The 14,323-nt window shown below is 71.1% G+C and carries 13 protein-coding genes and 1 riboswitch; of the genes, 1 reads left to right on the top strand and 12 read right to left on the bottom strand.

Features of this window, described 5'->3' with window-relative positions; genetic code table 11:
• Positions 1 to 86: 86 nt before the first annotated feature.
• Together tatA and ACT3SQ_RS05740 are read right to left on the bottom strand one after the other, a co-directional pair.
• A complete protein-coding gene (tatA, locus tag ACT3SQ_RS05745; protein ID WP_441443025.1) occupies positions 87 to 413 on the bottom strand; it encodes a Sec-independent protein translocase subunit TatA in 327 nt (108 codons plus the stop codon).
• Between the two features lie 132 nt (positions 414 to 545).
• Entirely contained in the window at positions 546 to 2,537 is a 1,992-nt protein-coding gene (locus ACT3SQ_RS05740; RefSeq protein WP_444600925.1) for a WYL domain-containing protein, read from the bottom strand.
• A gap of 67 nt (positions 2,538 to 2,604) precedes the next feature.
• On the opposite strand from ACT3SQ_RS05740, the gene ACT3SQ_RS05735 reads away from it, so the two are divergent.
• Entirely contained in the window at positions 2,605 to 3,720 is a 1,116-nt protein-coding gene (locus tag ACT3SQ_RS05735) for a DUF3866 family protein (RefSeq protein WP_441443023.1), read from the top strand.
• A gap of 103 nt (positions 3,721 to 3,823) precedes the next feature.
• On the opposite strand, the gene ACT3SQ_RS05730 is transcribed toward ACT3SQ_RS05735, so the two are convergent.
• The 10 genes from ACT3SQ_RS05730 to ACT3SQ_RS05685 all read right to left on the bottom strand — a co-directional run bounded on the left by ACT3SQ_RS05730 (position 3,824) and on the right by ACT3SQ_RS05685 (position 14,264).
• Positions 3,824 to 4,288, bottom strand: coding sequence for a PH domain-containing protein (locus tag ACT3SQ_RS05730; protein WP_441443022.1), 465 nt, complete (start codon positions 4,286 to 4,288; stop codon positions 3,824 to 3,826).
• A gap of 7 nt (positions 4,289 to 4,295) precedes the next feature.
• Positions 4,296 to 5,153, bottom strand: a complete 858-nt coding sequence (hisG, locus tag ACT3SQ_RS05725) for an ATP phosphoribosyltransferase (RefSeq protein ID WP_441443021.1) — start codon at positions 5,151 to 5,153, stop codon at positions 4,296 to 4,298.
• A gap of 176 nt (positions 5,154 to 5,329) precedes the next feature.
• Positions 5,330 to 5,593, bottom strand: coding sequence for a phosphoribosyl-ATP diphosphatase (locus ACT3SQ_RS05720; RefSeq protein WP_442331664.1), 264 nt, complete (start codon positions 5,591 to 5,593; stop codon positions 5,330 to 5,332).
• 61 nt (positions 5,594 to 5,654) lie between these two features.
• The gene (gene pnuC, locus ACT3SQ_RS05715) at positions 5,655 to 6,362 is read right to left on the bottom strand and encodes a nicotinamide riboside transporter PnuC (RefSeq protein WP_441443019.1); all 708 of its coding nucleotides are present in this window, start codon (positions 6,360 to 6,362) and stop codon (positions 5,655 to 5,657) included.
• A 92-nt stretch (positions 6,363 to 6,454) separates the two neighbouring features.
• A riboswitch (FMN riboswitch) is annotated at positions 6,455 to 6,572 on the bottom strand.
• Positions 6,573 to 6,741: 169 nt separating this feature from the next.
• The gene (rpe, locus tag ACT3SQ_RS05710) at positions 6,742 to 7,428 is read right to left on the bottom strand and encodes a ribulose-phosphate 3-epimerase (RefSeq protein WP_441443018.1); all 687 of its coding nucleotides are present in this window, start codon (positions 7,426 to 7,428) and stop codon (positions 6,742 to 6,744) included.
• Complete coding sequence (locus tag ACT3SQ_RS05705; RefSeq protein ID WP_442331665.1) at positions 7,425 to 9,014, bottom strand: transcription antitermination factor NusB; 1,590 nt, start codon at positions 9,012 to 9,014, stop codon at positions 7,425 to 7,427. Before ACT3SQ_RS05705 ends, rpe begins: the two co-directional genes overlap by 4 nt.
• Positions 9,011 to 9,964, bottom strand: a complete 954-nt coding sequence (gene fmt / locus ACT3SQ_RS05700) for a methionyl-tRNA formyltransferase (RefSeq protein WP_441443016.1) — start codon at positions 9,962 to 9,964, stop codon at positions 9,011 to 9,013. Before fmt ends, ACT3SQ_RS05705 begins: the two co-directional genes overlap by 4 nt.
• A gap of 58 nt (positions 9,965 to 10,022) precedes the next feature.
• A complete protein-coding gene (locus ACT3SQ_RS05695) occupies positions 10,023 to 11,648 on the bottom strand; it encodes an SLC13 family permease (protein ID WP_441443015.1) in 1,626 nt (541 codons plus the stop codon).
• A gap of 76 nt (positions 11,649 to 11,724) precedes the next feature.
• Entirely contained in the window at positions 11,725 to 13,710 is a 1,986-nt protein-coding gene (locus ACT3SQ_RS05690) for a primosomal protein N' (protein ID WP_444600924.1), read from the bottom strand.
• Positions 13,711 to 13,880: 170 nt separating this feature from the next.
• Complete coding sequence (locus tag ACT3SQ_RS05685) at positions 13,881 to 14,264, bottom strand: FKBP-type peptidyl-prolyl cis-trans isomerase (RefSeq protein WP_299305276.1); 384 nt, start codon at positions 14,262 to 14,264, stop codon at positions 13,881 to 13,883.
• Positions 14,265 to 14,323 lie beyond the last annotated feature (59 nt).

Here is a 14,323-nt window from a genome sequence, read left to right as displayed (position 1 = left end):
CACGGATCTGCTTCCTCCCAGCGCTCCGGGTCCGGACGGTCTCCCACCCGGGCCCGCTGTCGACGGCGCGCTCTGCGCCGAGATGCTCAGTCGCGACGGTAGGAATCGTCGTCGTCGTGGGCGCGGATCGGCTCGCGGCCGCGGTCCGCGTCATCGCGAGGGTTGTACTCGCGGTCGTCGTGGGAACGGCTGTCGCGGTCCTCACGCGGGCGCGTGGAGCGGGCCGGACGATCGTCCTCCTCGTCCTCGTCGGCGGGCTTCTCCTCGCCGCGGAGCTCCTCGACCTCGCTCTTGAAGATGCGCATCGACTTGCCCATGTTGCGGGCCAGGCCCGGGAGCTTGTTGGCGCCGAACAGAAGGATCACCAGCACGATCAGCAGGACGATCGCCCAGGGGTTGCGGAAGAAGTTCATGGAAGTCCCTTTCAACAGCGCCACGAGACAGCGCGGGCGCACCTATCATCCCACAGCGGACTGGGCGCCGGACGGGTCGCCACGGTGGCGACTCGGCCCACCGCACGGCGGGTCGTCCCAGGGTAACGGCTCCTACGAGGTGTGACGTGCCACGCCGTCCCGCGCAACGGTCACGATCGTGTCTCTGAGATCACACGGCGAGAGCACCTGGGCTGCGCCCGCGGATTCCAGCACGGCGTCCACCAGCGGTGCCAGCAGGGGCGAGTCCAACCGGGCGAAGGTCTCGCCGTCCCCTCCATCACGTATCTCGACGGCGCCGAACGACTCGGCGATCCAATGCCCGGCAGGTTCGAGCCGCAGCCAGACCTCCCCCTCGACGCGCCCGGCCAGGGCCTGCTGCTCCCCCGCGTCGGCGCGGCTAATGGCGGTGCCGGCGGGCAGGATCTCGACCACGCGGTCCAGGCGGAACCGGCGCTGGTCACCGGCGAGATCGCAGTCGGCGAGCAGGTAGGAGCGCACGCCATCGCTCTCGATGCGCAGCGGCCGGATCCTGCGCACGCTGGTGCCGGGCCGGTCGGAGGAGGAATAGCGGATCACGAGCTGTCCGTCCTCCGCGCCGGGCTGCGCGCGCAGCGCGCCATGCACAGCGGCGAGGACCGTCTCCGCGCGGTCCGCGGTGCGGGCGGCCATCTCGTCGGCGGTGATCGCGTCGGCCAGGTCGGATCGAGTGGGCACCTGCGCGGAGTCGTCGGGGCTGCCGGTCACACCGGCCAGCAGCTTCGCTCGTGCCGCGGCCACTGTCTGCTCGGCCTGGCCTGCGACGGGCTCGAGAGCTGCCAGCCCTGCTAGCAGCGCGGTGATCTCCACTGCGCTGAGGCTCAGGGCACGACGGAGCGGCTCGGCGTTGCGCACCCGCACCGTTCCGTGCTCCCACTCCGCCTCGATCAGGTCCTCCCAGCCGTCACCCATATCGCCGCAGACGAACAGCACCTGCAGATCTGTCACCAGCTGCTTCTCAGTGATGTCGAGGGCTTCGGCCAGCTCCGCCAGATCAGCCTCGCCACGGCTGAGCACATAGGACGCGGCGGAGATCAGCCGTGAGAGGTGGTCGCCGCTCTGCGGGGTGAGCCGGATCCTGGGCGTCGGGCGGCCGGTCGCCTCCTGGAGCTCCGAGAGCTGCGGCTCCTGCGCATGCAGGTCCGCGATCGAGCTCAGCACCTGGGCGAGCTCCTCCCGCCAGGGCTGCGGCTCGAGCAGCTCGACCCAGCGGATATCGCCCAGCAGCAGGCGACGAGCGGCGGGACGCGGGAGGCTCGGCAGCGTGAGGCGCTCAGCCTCGAGCGGCGCCCCCGCCCGGTCGCGCAGCGACAGTGCCTTGTACGGTGCTGCGCGCAGCACCGCGGAATCCCGGTCGTCACTGTCGAGCATGCGCCCGAGGACTCCGGAGAGATCCGTGTCCTCGGGCCGGGGCTGCTGAGCCGCAGCGAGGTCAGCCGGGAAGGATTCGATGCGCGAGGCACGGAAGAGGCGTGGCGCAGAACGATCCAGGTCCCAGCCGTAGATGTACCAGTGGCCCTCGTGCACCCCGACGACCCAGGGCTCGACCCGGCGCTCCGCCGGGGCTCCGTGGGTGGCGCGATAGGTGAAGCGGACGGACCTGCCGCCCACGACCGAGTCCAGCAGCGGCGAGAGCACGGGCAGCGACTCGACCGCACCGCGCGGGGTGCGTCGCAGCAGATCGGGGTCGGCGTCATGCCCGAGGCTCAGCAGCTTGGAGCGGACCCGGCGGGCCGCTCCGCCGGCTGCTGCCGCATCCCAGGCACGGCTCGCCGCGAGCAGCACCGTGTACTCCTCCGTGGTGAGATCCAGCACCGCTCCGGAGCGTGCCGTCTCGATCCGGTAGTACACCGTGTTCTCGTCGAGCACATCGCGCTCGGTCGCCAGGGGCAGGCCGAGCTCGAGGATGGCGGCCTTGTCGCGCTCGAACATCCGCTCCGCGGCCTGGTCGGAGACCGCATTCGCGTAATCGGGGATGACGGAGAAGAGCTTGGCGCGATCGATCCGTCGCCGTGAGCCGATCGTCATGATGACGTTGAGGAGTCTCTCCACATTCTTCGAAGCCACCCGGTCAGACTATCCGTCCGGACCGGCCGAATGGGCCGCTTCCGCGCCGCGGCTCTAGGCTGTGCTCATGCTGCGATGGGAACGGGGAACCGTGAAGGACGCACTGAGCTCCTGGCACGGTGTGGATCGGTTCGAGATCGAGCTCGATGACGATGCGGGGACGATCACCGCGATCGCCTTCCGAGAGCTGACCGGTCAGCCCCAGCTGGGCGAACGGGTGCTGCTGAACACCAATGCCCTGCGCCGCGAGCTGGGCACCGGCGGGGACGCCATGGTGGTGGCCCGCCTCGATGTGCTTCCCGAGGCGACGGAGACCAGCGGCCACATGGTCAAGGCCAGGTACACCCCGATGCAGACCATGGTCGACGCGCTCGACGATCCCGACGGGGAGCACTACGAGACGGTCCGCGCCGCGAAGAGCATCGACGGGATGCCGGTGGTGGTCGCGGATCTCCACTCCTCGCTGCCCGCCATCATTGCGGGCATCCGGGCCGAGCGGCGCACCGCGAAGATCGCCTACGTGCACACCGACGCCGCCGCGCTGCCGGCGGCCTACTCCCGCATCGCGGCCCGGCTGCGGGAAGCGGATCTGTTGGCCTCGGTGATCAGCGCCGGGCAGTCCTTCGGCGGCGACCTCGAAGCAGTGACCGTGCACTCGGCGCTGCTCGGGGCGAAGCACGTGGTCGGCGCCGACGTCGCGATCGTGATCCAGGGGCCCGGCAATCTGGGCACCGGAACCGGCTGGGGATTCTCCGGAGTGCAGGCGGCCGAGGCGGTCCATGCCGCCTCGGTGCTCGGCGGCCGCCCCGTCGCGACGCTGCGGGTCTCCGGTGCCGATGAGCGCAAGCGACATCGGGGCCTGTCCCATCATTCTTCGACCACCTATGGCCGTGCGCTGCTCGCCCCTGTCCACCTGCCCGTGCTCCCCCGCAACGACAGCCGGTACAACGCATTTCATGAGTCTGTACGGAAACAGGTGAAAACCACGATCCTCAAGCCGGCGGAGAAGCGCGGAGTGCGGCACCAGCTCACCGAGGTCGATGCCAAGGGCCTGCGGGATGCGCTGGAGGACATGCCGGTGCGGATGACCACGATGGGTCGCACTCTGGCGGAGGATCCCTGGGCGTTCCAGTACGCGGCGCTCGCGGGACGCTGCGCCGCGTCCCTCGCGCCGCGGGCCTGACGCCGGTCCCTGAGCCCCCAGCCCGACGACCGAGCTCAGGCCCTGAGAGCCTCGTTGCGAGGACCGATCTCAGGCCCCGAGAGCCTCGTGACGACGATCGAGCTCAGTCGCCGACCGCTTCGCCCCGTTCCTGCACCAGCCCCAGCAGCAGATGCGCAGCGGCGATCGCCCGATCGCCGTCGTAGCGCTGTATCGCGTGCAGGGCGAGGGTCGAGCCGTCGGCCAGGTCCAGGTGCGCCCAGGGGTCGCCCATCGGGAAGCTGATCCCGATCACCTCGGCCCACTCCAGGGTGCGGGTGCTCATCAGGTTGCGCACGACCAGCACCTCGGGGCGGGCGGTGACCGTCACCGAGGCCTCGAGATGGCAGAAGATGAAGACCAGCACGCCGACGGCGACCAGTCCGAGCCGTCCACCCCATTGGAAGCTGGTGATCATCACCGCGCCGCCGATCATCCCCGCCATCACGATGGTGGCGCTGAGGTAGGCGGCCACCCGTACCGCCCGGGGACGCAGCACGATCGAGGCACGGCTCTCCCCCGGCTGCTGATCCGCTGCGGGGGTGCTCATCGGCGTCTCAGATGCGGCAGGCCTGGATCGCGGTGACCAGGATCGCGCGGGCCCCGGCGTCGTAGAGGTCATCCATCATGCGGTGGGCGGAGCGGGTGTCCACCATCGCGCGCACCGCGGACCACTCCCCGCCGTGCAGCGGGGAGACCGTCGGAGACTGCAGGCCGGGGGTGATCTCGACGGCGCGCTCGAGCAGGGCCGTGGGGATGTCGTAGTCGAGCATCACGTACTCGCGCGCCACCAGCACCCCGCGGATGCGTCGCGCGAGGACCTCGAGGGAGTGGGTGCCGTCCTCGTCGAGCTCGAGCCCGGGGCGGGAGAAGAGGACCGCTTCGCTGGTCATGATCGCCTCGCCGAAGGGCTCGAGGCCCGCCTGGCGGAGCGTGCTGCCGGTCTCGACGACATCGGCGATCACATCCGCGACCCCGAGCCGGATCGAGGATTCGACGGCCCCGTCGAGGTGCACCACCTCGGCGGTGACGCCGCGCTCGGCGAGGTAGTCCTCGACGAGGTTCTCGTAGCTGGTGGCGATGCGGGCGCCCTGCAGCTCCGAGGCGTCGCGGCGGGTTCCCGCTGGCGCGGCGAAGCGGAAGGTCGACCGCGCGAAGCCCAGCGGCAGGATCTCATCGGCCGGGGTGCGGGAGTCCAGCAGCATGTCCTGGCCGGTGATGCCGACGTCCACCGTGCCGGAGCCCACGTACACCGCGATGTCCCGCGGGCGCAGGTGGAACAGCTCGACGCCGTTCTCCTCGTCGACCACGACGAGCTCCTTGGCCGTGCCGCGGCGCCGGTAGCCGGCCTCCTGGAGCAGATCGGCGGCGGGATCGGACAGGGCGCCCTTGTTGGGGACGGCGATGCGGAGCACGGATCCTCCTCGGCCGCCGCGGCGGCCACGAGTGGGGGTGGGACGGAGAGGAACAGGATGGAGGCGGCGAGACGCTGCAAGCCCGGAGGATGCGGAGGCAACGGCGGAAGAGCCGGAGACCGCGGGACCGGGTGCGAACCTTCGACCGCAGACCGGCGCGGGTCGGAGCTGGTGGGTCAGAGCTGTCGGTAGACGTCTTCGAGCGAGATGCCCTTGGCGATCATCATCACCTGCACGTGATAGAGCAGCTGGCTGATCTCCATGGCGGCGTCCTCATCGGTCTCGTGCTCGCAGGCCATCCACACCTCGGCGGCCTCTTCGACGATCTTCTTGCCGATCTGATGGACCCCGCCATCGAGTTCGCGGACGGTGCCCGACCCCTCAGGTCGGGTACGGGCCTTCTCAGTCAGCTCGGCGAACAGTGCCTCGAAATCCTTCACGCCGACAGGATACGCGTTCCGGCAGGTGGCCCGTTCAGAGGACCACCTGCTGGAAGGCGAGTCACTCCTTGCGCACCGTGGGATCGAGATGGGCGGTCTCCACCGTCACCCGCGTCTCCTCCACCTGGCGGCGGCTGCGCACACCCCACCAGACGAAGAACCCCGTCAGGGTGAAGGCTCCGTAGAAGAGATACATGAATGCGCTCGCGTAGTACCCGGCATCGAGCAGCAGCGGGACGCCGACGATGTCGACCGCGACCCAGATCAGCCAGAACTCGACCCAGCCCTTGGCCATCCCGAAGGTCGCCAGCAGGCTGCCCATGAAGATCCAGGCGTCAGCCCAGACCGGCTCATAGGAGCCGAGCATCCGGAACAGGGGGGTCAGCGCTGCGGTGCCGCCCACTAGCGCGACCAGCAGCAGGACGCGAGTCCCCCAGGAGGCCCACTCGGGCTCCACTGCGGTGCCGCCGTCGTGCTTCGCCTGCCGCCACCGCTGCCAGCCGTAGATGCTGGTGGCGATGAACATCACCTGGCGTCCGGCCTGCCCCAGCAGGTCCACGGAGTTCGGGTTGCCGAACACCGAGCCCATGAACACCGTCAGCAGCAGCACATTGCCGACGATGCCGATGGGCCAGGCCCATACCTTCCGTCGCATGCCGCCGAGGGCGCTGAGCAGTCCGAAGACGTTGCCGAGCACCTCTCGCAGGAGTAGGAACTGTCCGCCCGCGAAATCGATTCGCGCGTCGAAGAGCCACTGCAGAAAATCCATGTCGGTCCTTTCGCCGTCGGATGCAGTGGCTCCGGGGGAAAAGGGTTCCGGCATGGCGCCAGCGCGCGCCGAGGGCGCCCTGGGACATGCAGGACGTGCGCCTCTCATCCAGGCTGTACTGTCGGCGCCGGAATTTCACCGGCTCCACCGCCGAAGCGGGTCGCGGACTATCACCGCCGGCTCGGAATTTCACCGACCCCGGAGCACGTCACTGGTCGTGACCAGATCATCCTAGACCGTCGGCCCCGCCACCGGAGAGCGCATGAACGCAGGTGACGGGGCGGGGGACACGGTGGAGGCGACCGCGCTGATCAGCAGGAGGCGCAGCCGCAGGTCAGTGGGCGGCGTGGCGCAGGTCAGGGGGCGGCGCAGCCGCAGGTCAGTGGGCGGCGTGGCCCCGGGCAAGTTCGCGCAGGGCAGAGATCTCAGCGGCCGCATCCTGGGCCCGATAGATCGCAGACCCCGCCACGAAGACGTTCGCCCCGGCCTCCGCGCAGCGCTCGATGGTCTCCCGGCTGACCCCGCCGTCGACCTGGATCGACACCTCGAGGTTGGCCCCGCTGATCGCCGCGCGCGCCCGACGGATCTTGGGGAGCATGGTGTCCAGGAAGCTCTGGCCGCCGAAGCCGGGCTCGACGGTCATGATCAGCAGCATGTCGAACTCGCCGATGATGTCGAGGATCGGCTCGACCGCGGAAGCAGGTCGAAGGCCGACGCCGACCTGCACGTTCTTCCTGCGCAGGTCACGGGCGAGCTTGACCGGGGCCCGGGCGGCCTCCAGGTGGAAGGTGACGGACGCGGCACCGGCCTCCGCATAGGCGGGAGCCTCGGTGTCGGCGTCGGCGATCATCAGGTGCGCATCGACCGGGATCGTGCTGCGCTCGACGATCTGCTCGACCATCGAGGGACCGAAGGTCAGGTTCGGCACGAAATGGTTGTCCATCACATCGACGTGGACGCTGTCGGCGCTGGAGATCTTGTCGAGCTCGCTGCCGATGCTCATGAAGTCGGCGTTGAGGATGCTGGGGTGGATGTAGTGGCCGTCGGTCGAGTACGGGGTGATCATGCCGTCGGGAGTCCTTCCTCGGTGGGGGCGGGCTGCTTGCGCAGCAGGTGGATGTACATCGCATCGGTGCCGTGGACGTGGGGCCACAGCTGGACCGCGGGGCCCTCGCCCAGCTCGACGTCCTGCCGGACTGCGGGGAGCATCCCGGCGCGCACCGCGTCGCGCGCGTCGAGCTGCTCGATGTCGTCGCGCCGCTTGAGCACGTCGGCGACGATCAGGCGGGTCTCGGCCAGGTGCGGGGAGCAGGTCACATAGGCCACCACTCCCCCGGGCGCGGCGGCGTCCAGGGCCGAGGTGAGCAGCCCGCGCTGGATCCCGCCCAGCTGGCCGATGTCGGCGGGGGTGCGGCGCCAGCGGGCTTCGGGGCGGCGCCGCAGGGCACCGAGCCCGGAGCAGGGGACGTCGGCGAGGACGCGGGAGAAGCGGCCGGGCAGCTCGCTGCCGATGGTGGTGCCGTCGGCGGTGCGGGTGGTGATCTCGCAGCCGGCCTCCTGCAAGGTGGCCACGGCCCGGTTGACGAGCTCGGTGCGATGCTCCTGGAGCTCGACCGCCAGCAGGTCCGCGTCGTGGCCGACGGTCAGTCCGCCCAGCAGCGCGGCCTTGCCGCCGGGGCCTGCGCAGAGGTCCAGCCAGTGGTGGTCCTCGGCGAGGACCAGGTCGTCGGCGCCGAGTGCGAGGGCGAGGGCCGCGAGCTGGCTGCCCTCGTCCTGCACGGCGACGCGGCCCTCCTTGACCGGGTCCATGCCGCCGGGGTCGCCGGAGGGCCAGGAGGCCGCGAAGATGCTCAGCCGGCCCTGGCTCGCGCCGTGGTCGATCAGCTCGTCGAGGTCGGTGAGGCCCGGTCGCATCACCAGCGAGACCGACGGTGCCGCGTTCTGGGCGGCCAGCAGTTCATCGATCTCGTCGCGGGAACGGCCGTGGCCGGCCAGGGCGTCGCTCAGGGCGCGGACCACCCAGCGCGGGTGGGAGTGCACCACGGCGAGGTGCCCGGTGGGATCCTGCTCGCGGTCGGGGGCGACCTCGAGCAGCCACTGCGGGAGGTCCTTCTCCCCGACGCGGCGCAGCACGGCGTTGGCGAAGCTCGCCGCACCGGCGCCGACCACGGAACGGGCCAGGGCCACGGTCTCGGAGGTCGCCGCGTGTGGGGCGACGCTCATGTCCAGCAGCTGGTAGGCGCCGAGCCGGATGACGTCCAGCAGCGGCGGGTCGATCTTGGCCAGTGGGCGATCCACGCAGGCGGTGATGACCGCGTCGAGCCGTCCCTGTGCGCGCAGGGAGCCGTAGAACAGCTCGGTGGTGAAGGCGGCGTCGCGGCCGGAGACGTGGTGGCTGCGCAGCAGCCGGGGCAGCACCAGGTTCGCGTAGGAGTCCTCCTCGCGCACCATCCGCAGCCCTTCGAAGGCGACCTGGCGGGAGGGGGTGGAGCGGCGTGCCCGCTCGGCCGGCCGTGACTCGGAATAGCCGCGGCGGGGGCCTCCCTGCCCGCGCGAGCCGGAGCGGGAACGGCCGTGCTGGTCGCGCTGGTCTCGCTGCGGGTTCTCGTCGCGTCGGCCGCGGTCCTGATTGCTGCGTCGGTCCTGGTTCATGCGGTGACTCCGTCCTGCGACTGGCTGGTGAATCGGGCATCGGGGGCGAGGCCCGCACCGCGGGCCCAGTCCGCGGCCCGCATCGGCCGCTTGCCGGCCGGGGCGAGGGTCGCCAGGGCGATCACCCCGGTGCCGGTGCCCACAAGCATCTGGCGCTTGGTGGCCGCGATCTGTCCGGGTGGCAGCGGAGGGTGCTCCGGGGCGCGTTCGACGCCCAGGATCTTCGTGCGGGCGCCGTCCAGCAACGTCCATGCGCCGGGCTGCGGGCTCATCCCCCGGATGTGGGCCTCGACTCGTTCGGCGGGGACCGTCCAGTCGATCTCGGCTTCGGCGGTGGTGAGCTTCGCGGCGTGGGTGGCCAGTGCATGGTCCTGGGGTGTGAGCACCGCGGTGCCGGCCTCGAGCGCGTCCAGTGCGCTCAGCAGCACGGGGGCGCCGTCGATCGCCATCCGCTCCAGCAGCTCGCCGGAGGTCTCGAACTCACCGATCAGGGTGGGTGCCGTGGCGATCAGATCCCCCGTGTCCAGTCCCTTCTCGAGGCGGAACACGCTCATGCCGGTCTCCTGCCGGCCGGAGAGCACCGCGCGCTGGGCGGGCGCCGCGCCGCGCCAGGACGGCAACAATGAGAAGTGGAGGTTCACCCACCCGTGGCGGGGGATGTCGAGAGCGGCCTGCGGGACCAGGTTCCCGTAGGCGACCACGGGCGCGGCGTCAGGGGCGAGCTCGCGGATCTGCTGCTGGACCGTCTCGTCGCGCAGCGTGGTCGGCTCGAGCACTGGGACGCCCGCCTCGAGGGCGAGGGTCTTCACCGGTGAGGGGGTGAGCCTGCGGCCGCGACCGGAGGGTGCGTCGGGTCGGGTGAGCACCCCGACGACCTCATGGTGCGAGTCGAGCAGGGTGCGCAGGGAAGGAAGTGCGGCCTCTGGGGTGCCGGCGAAGAGCAGTCGCATGATGGGTCGAGTCTACGGTGGCACCGCTGATGGCTGTCGCGAGAGCTCTCCGGGGGCGTCAGTAGACGAGCCCGAACACCCATACCGCCAGGCCCATCGTGGTGGCGGTCACCAGCACGATCCCGATCAGGTTCAGCCACAGCCCGGCCTTGGCCATCTGCGGGATCGTGACATAACCGGAGCCGTAGGCGATCGCGTTCGGGGGCGTCGCGACAGGGAGCATGAAGGCGCAGGTCGCGGCGATCGCGACGGGGATCGCGAGCAGCATCGGGTCGATCCCGGTGCCGACGGCCACGGCCGTGGCGAGCGGCAGGAAGGTCGCGGCGGTGGCAGTGTTCGAGGTCAGCTCGGTCAGGAAGAGGACGCCGGCGGCGACGACCGCCACGATCAGCACCACGGGCAGTCCGCCGACGCCCTCGGTGACCTCGCCGATCCATTCGGTCAGGCCTGAGGAGCTGAACTGTGCGGACAGGGCGAGGCCGCCGCCGAACAGCAGCAGCACGCCCCAGGGCAGCTTCGCGGCGGATTCCCAGTCGAGCAGCCTCACGCCCCGTGCCGCACCGGCTGGCAGGAGGAACAGCACCAGTCCCACCACCATCGCGATGCCGGCGTCCGAGATCCACGGATCCTCCCGGCCGAGCGCATCGGAGAGCAGCGGGATGAACACCCACGAGAGTGCGGCCAGCACGAAGACTGCCAGCACCCTGGTCTCCCCCGCGGAGATGCGGCCGAGCTTGCTGCGTTCCTGACGGATCAGCTCGGTGCCGCCGGGGATCTCGGTGATCTCGGGCTTGTACAGGACTTTCGTCAGCAGCAGCCAGGCGATGACCATGAAGACGATCGCGAGCGGCCCGCCCACCATCATCCAGCGTCCGAAGCCGATCGTGACCCCGAATTCCTGGCTCATGTGCGCCGCGAGCAGGGCGTTGGGAGGGGTGCCGATGATCGTGGCCAGGGAGCCGATGGAGGCGGCGTAGGCGATGCCGAGCATCATCGCGGTGCCGAACTTCGAGGTGACGGGGGCGACCTCGCCGTCACGTGAGCCGCCCTCGGGATCGGGATCCACTCCTTCGCCGGGTTCCTCCCCCTTCGCGACGGCGTCCTCGAGCCGCAGCTTGTTCACGAGCATCAGCACCGACAGGCCGATGGGCAGCATCATCACCGCGGTCGCGGTGTTGGAGACCCACATGGAGATGAATCCGGTGGCGACCATGAAGCCGAGGATCAGCAGCGAGGGGCTGGTGCCGATCGTCCCGACGATCGCGAGGGCGATGCGCTTGTGCAGGTTCCAGCGCTGCATGCCGAGCGCCAGCATGAACCCGCCCATGAACAGGAAGATGACGTTGTTGCCGTAGGACGCGCCGACGTCGTCGACGCCGACCTCGCTGTTGAGCACCGGGAAGACGACCAGCGGGACCAGAGCGGTGGCGGGGATCGGCAGCGCCTCGGTCATCCACCACGCGGCCATCAGCACCGCGGTCGCGGCGGTGAGCTTCGCACCGTGGGGAACGTCGGCGGGCATCAGGAAGTAGATGAGCACTGCGACGAGGAGGCCGAGGACCAGGCCGAGGCGACGCACCCGCAGGCTGCGGGCGCTGGCGGCGGGGGCCCGTTCCCCCTCGGAGAGGTCGGGCCGGTCCTCCTCCGCGGTGGCGGTCGAGTCCTGATCAGGGGCGGAGGTCATCGTCGTCCTTCCGTCTCGGCAATCCAGTGACGCCGATCACCCTACGGCGAGCGTGTTCTCCGCCGGGGAGGAACACTCAGAACACGTCAGGCGGATCCAGTCGCACGCGCAGGGAGCCCCGGGCCTTGCGGGCACTCCGGGCGGCGATGCCGGCACGCAGGGCGAGGGCGAGCTCACGGGAGCGGCCCGGCTCGATGCGCACCACCGCGCGGGCCCGGCCGGCGGCGTCGGGTCCCTCGAGATCGACCGGGCCGAAGACATCGGTGCCGTCCGGGAGCTCGACGGTCTCGAGGAATCCACGGCACGCCTCCCGGTCGCCCACGATCTCGGCGACCCGACGGAAGGGAGGCAGGTCCAGCTCGTGACGGTCCTCGAGCACCCGGTCCAGGAAGAACGAGGAGCGGTGGGCGACCAGGTCGCGGATCGCGGGGAGGGTGGAGGTGCCGACGATCAGCACCTCTCCCCCGTCGTCGGCGCAGCGCACCAGTGCGATGGCGCCCCGCCAGCGCCGCACCGCCTCGACGTCCGCATCGAAGGCGGCGCGGCCCAGCAGTGCGTCCGCATCCAGCAGCAGGCAGGCGGCGTACCGGGACCGGGGGGCCGGCTCCGCCCCGGGGGTGGCGACGATGATCGCGTGGTCCGGGACGGCATCGTCCGCGAGCGCTCCGTGCGCGCCGCCCGCCACCTTCAACGTCGCCTCGGGGAAGGCACGGTGCAGCTCCTCTGCGGTGCGGGTCGAGCCGATGACCATGGCCCGCACTTGGGTGCGGTCGCATTCGGGACAGCGGTAGCCGTCCTCCCGACGGCCGCAGACGCGGCAGTGCAGGGGTCCGCCGCGACCGCTCTGGGACAGCGGCGCCGAGCAGTGCGGGCACTGGGCGCGGGTGCGGCAGAAGGTGCACGCGATCGCCGGGGCATAGCCGGAACGCGGCACCTGCACCAGCACCGAGCCCCGCTCCAGCCCGCGCCGGATCACGCGCATCGCTTCCTGCGGCAGGCGAGAACGGCCGGAGGGGCCTTCACGTTCCCGCAAGTACTCATCCATCGCCACGATCCGCGGGCGGACGGCCGTGACCGGGCCGGGCAGCGGCTCCAGGCGCGCGAGATAGCTGAGATCCGCGAGCGCCCGCAGGGTCACGGACTCGCTCGGGCTGAGGAACAGCAGCGCGCAGCGCTCCTCGGCGGAGCGGCACTGGAGCACGGTGCGGGTGTGGGGATACGGGGCCCGCGGCTCCTCGAGCAGATCGTCCGCCTCATCCCAGCAGATCACCAGAGCGAGATCCTGCACCGGGGCGAACGCCGCGGAGCGGTTCCCGAGCACCACCCTGGTGGCGCCCCGCAGGATGCGCCGGAAGGTGCGGTAGCGCTTCTCCGGTCCTTCGGTGCCGGCGAGGATCTCGTGCTCGATGCCGCGCTCGGTGAGCACCCGGGAGAGCCGTGCGACATCTCGCTGATCGGGGGCGATCACAAGCGCCCCCTTGGCCGGATCGAGGTCCCCGATCGCGTCGGCGGCGACGTCGGTCCAGCTGTCGACGGCATCGAGGGTGAGGCTCGCACGGGGCACCGGACCCTCCGGGGTGCCGGCCCGGGAGAGCAGCGCGGCCAGTCCCGGATAGCGGTCGCCGGGCCGGTCGCGCCCGGGCTCCTCGGGCGGTGCGGCTCCGGAGTCCGGAGGCGGGAGCGTCTCGCGCTCCTTCTCCTCCGCGGCGCGATCGGCCTTCTCGGCGCGGGCATGGCGCGGCGGCAGGGCCAGGCGCAGCACATCGCCGACGGTGCCGGCGCAGCGCTCGGCGACCTCCTCGCAGACGCGCATCAGCGCGGGCGGGACCACCACGTCCTCGGAGACCAGGCGGTGCACGGGGGCCAGTGCCCGATCGGTGGTCGGCGCGGGGTGGCGGCCGAGCACGATCCCCTCGGTGTCCTTGCCGGAGAACCGCACCCGCACGCGCATGCCCGGCCGCGCGGCCGCCGTCGCCGGGGTGACCGCGTACTCGAAGGGCCGGTCCAGATGGGGAAGCACCCCCACCAGGCGCACGCTCGCCACCGGGAGCTCCGAGGCCACCTCGAACCCTGCCGTGGTGCGCAGCCCGGAAGCCCGGGCCGCGGCGGGGCGGCCCGGGTCGCTCGGCGCGGCGGCCGGCGGCGAGGGATCGGGAACAGGAACGGCGGGGGCCGCGAAGAGGGACTCCTGCCCTCCCGCATGCTCCCCCGCCGCACCGTCGGCGGTGCTGCTCAGCGCTTGTGCACCGCGACCAGGTCGCAGACGAAGATGAGCGACTCGTTCGGGGCGATCACCGGCGGAGCGCCCTGGGCGCCGTAGCCGAGGGAGGCGGGGATGTCGAGACGGCGGCGGCCGCCGACCTTCATGCCCTGGACGCCCTGGTCCCAGCCGGAGATGACCTGTCCCACGCCGAGCTGGAAGCGCAGCGGCTCGCCGCGGTCCCAGGAGGCGTCGAACTGCTCGCCGGTGGAGTGGGAGACGCCCACGTAGTGCACGTCGACGACGTCGCCGCGGCCGGCCTCCTCACCGTCACCGATGATCTCGTCGGTGCTTATCAGCTCGGTGGGGGCGTCGCCCTCGGGGAACTCGACCTCGGGCTTGGTGCGATCGGTCATGCGGTTTCCTCCTGTGGTGATGGATGGTCAAGGACAGTCTGGATGGTCAGGACAGGCGC

This window comes from Brachybacterium sp. AOP42-C2-15 (genome assembly GCF_052377065.1).
In the GTDB taxonomy this organism is placed as follows: Bacteria; Actinomycetota; Actinomycetes; order Actinomycetales; family Dermabacteraceae; genus Brachybacterium.
This window is presented reverse-complemented; position numbering and strand designations above follow the sequence as displayed.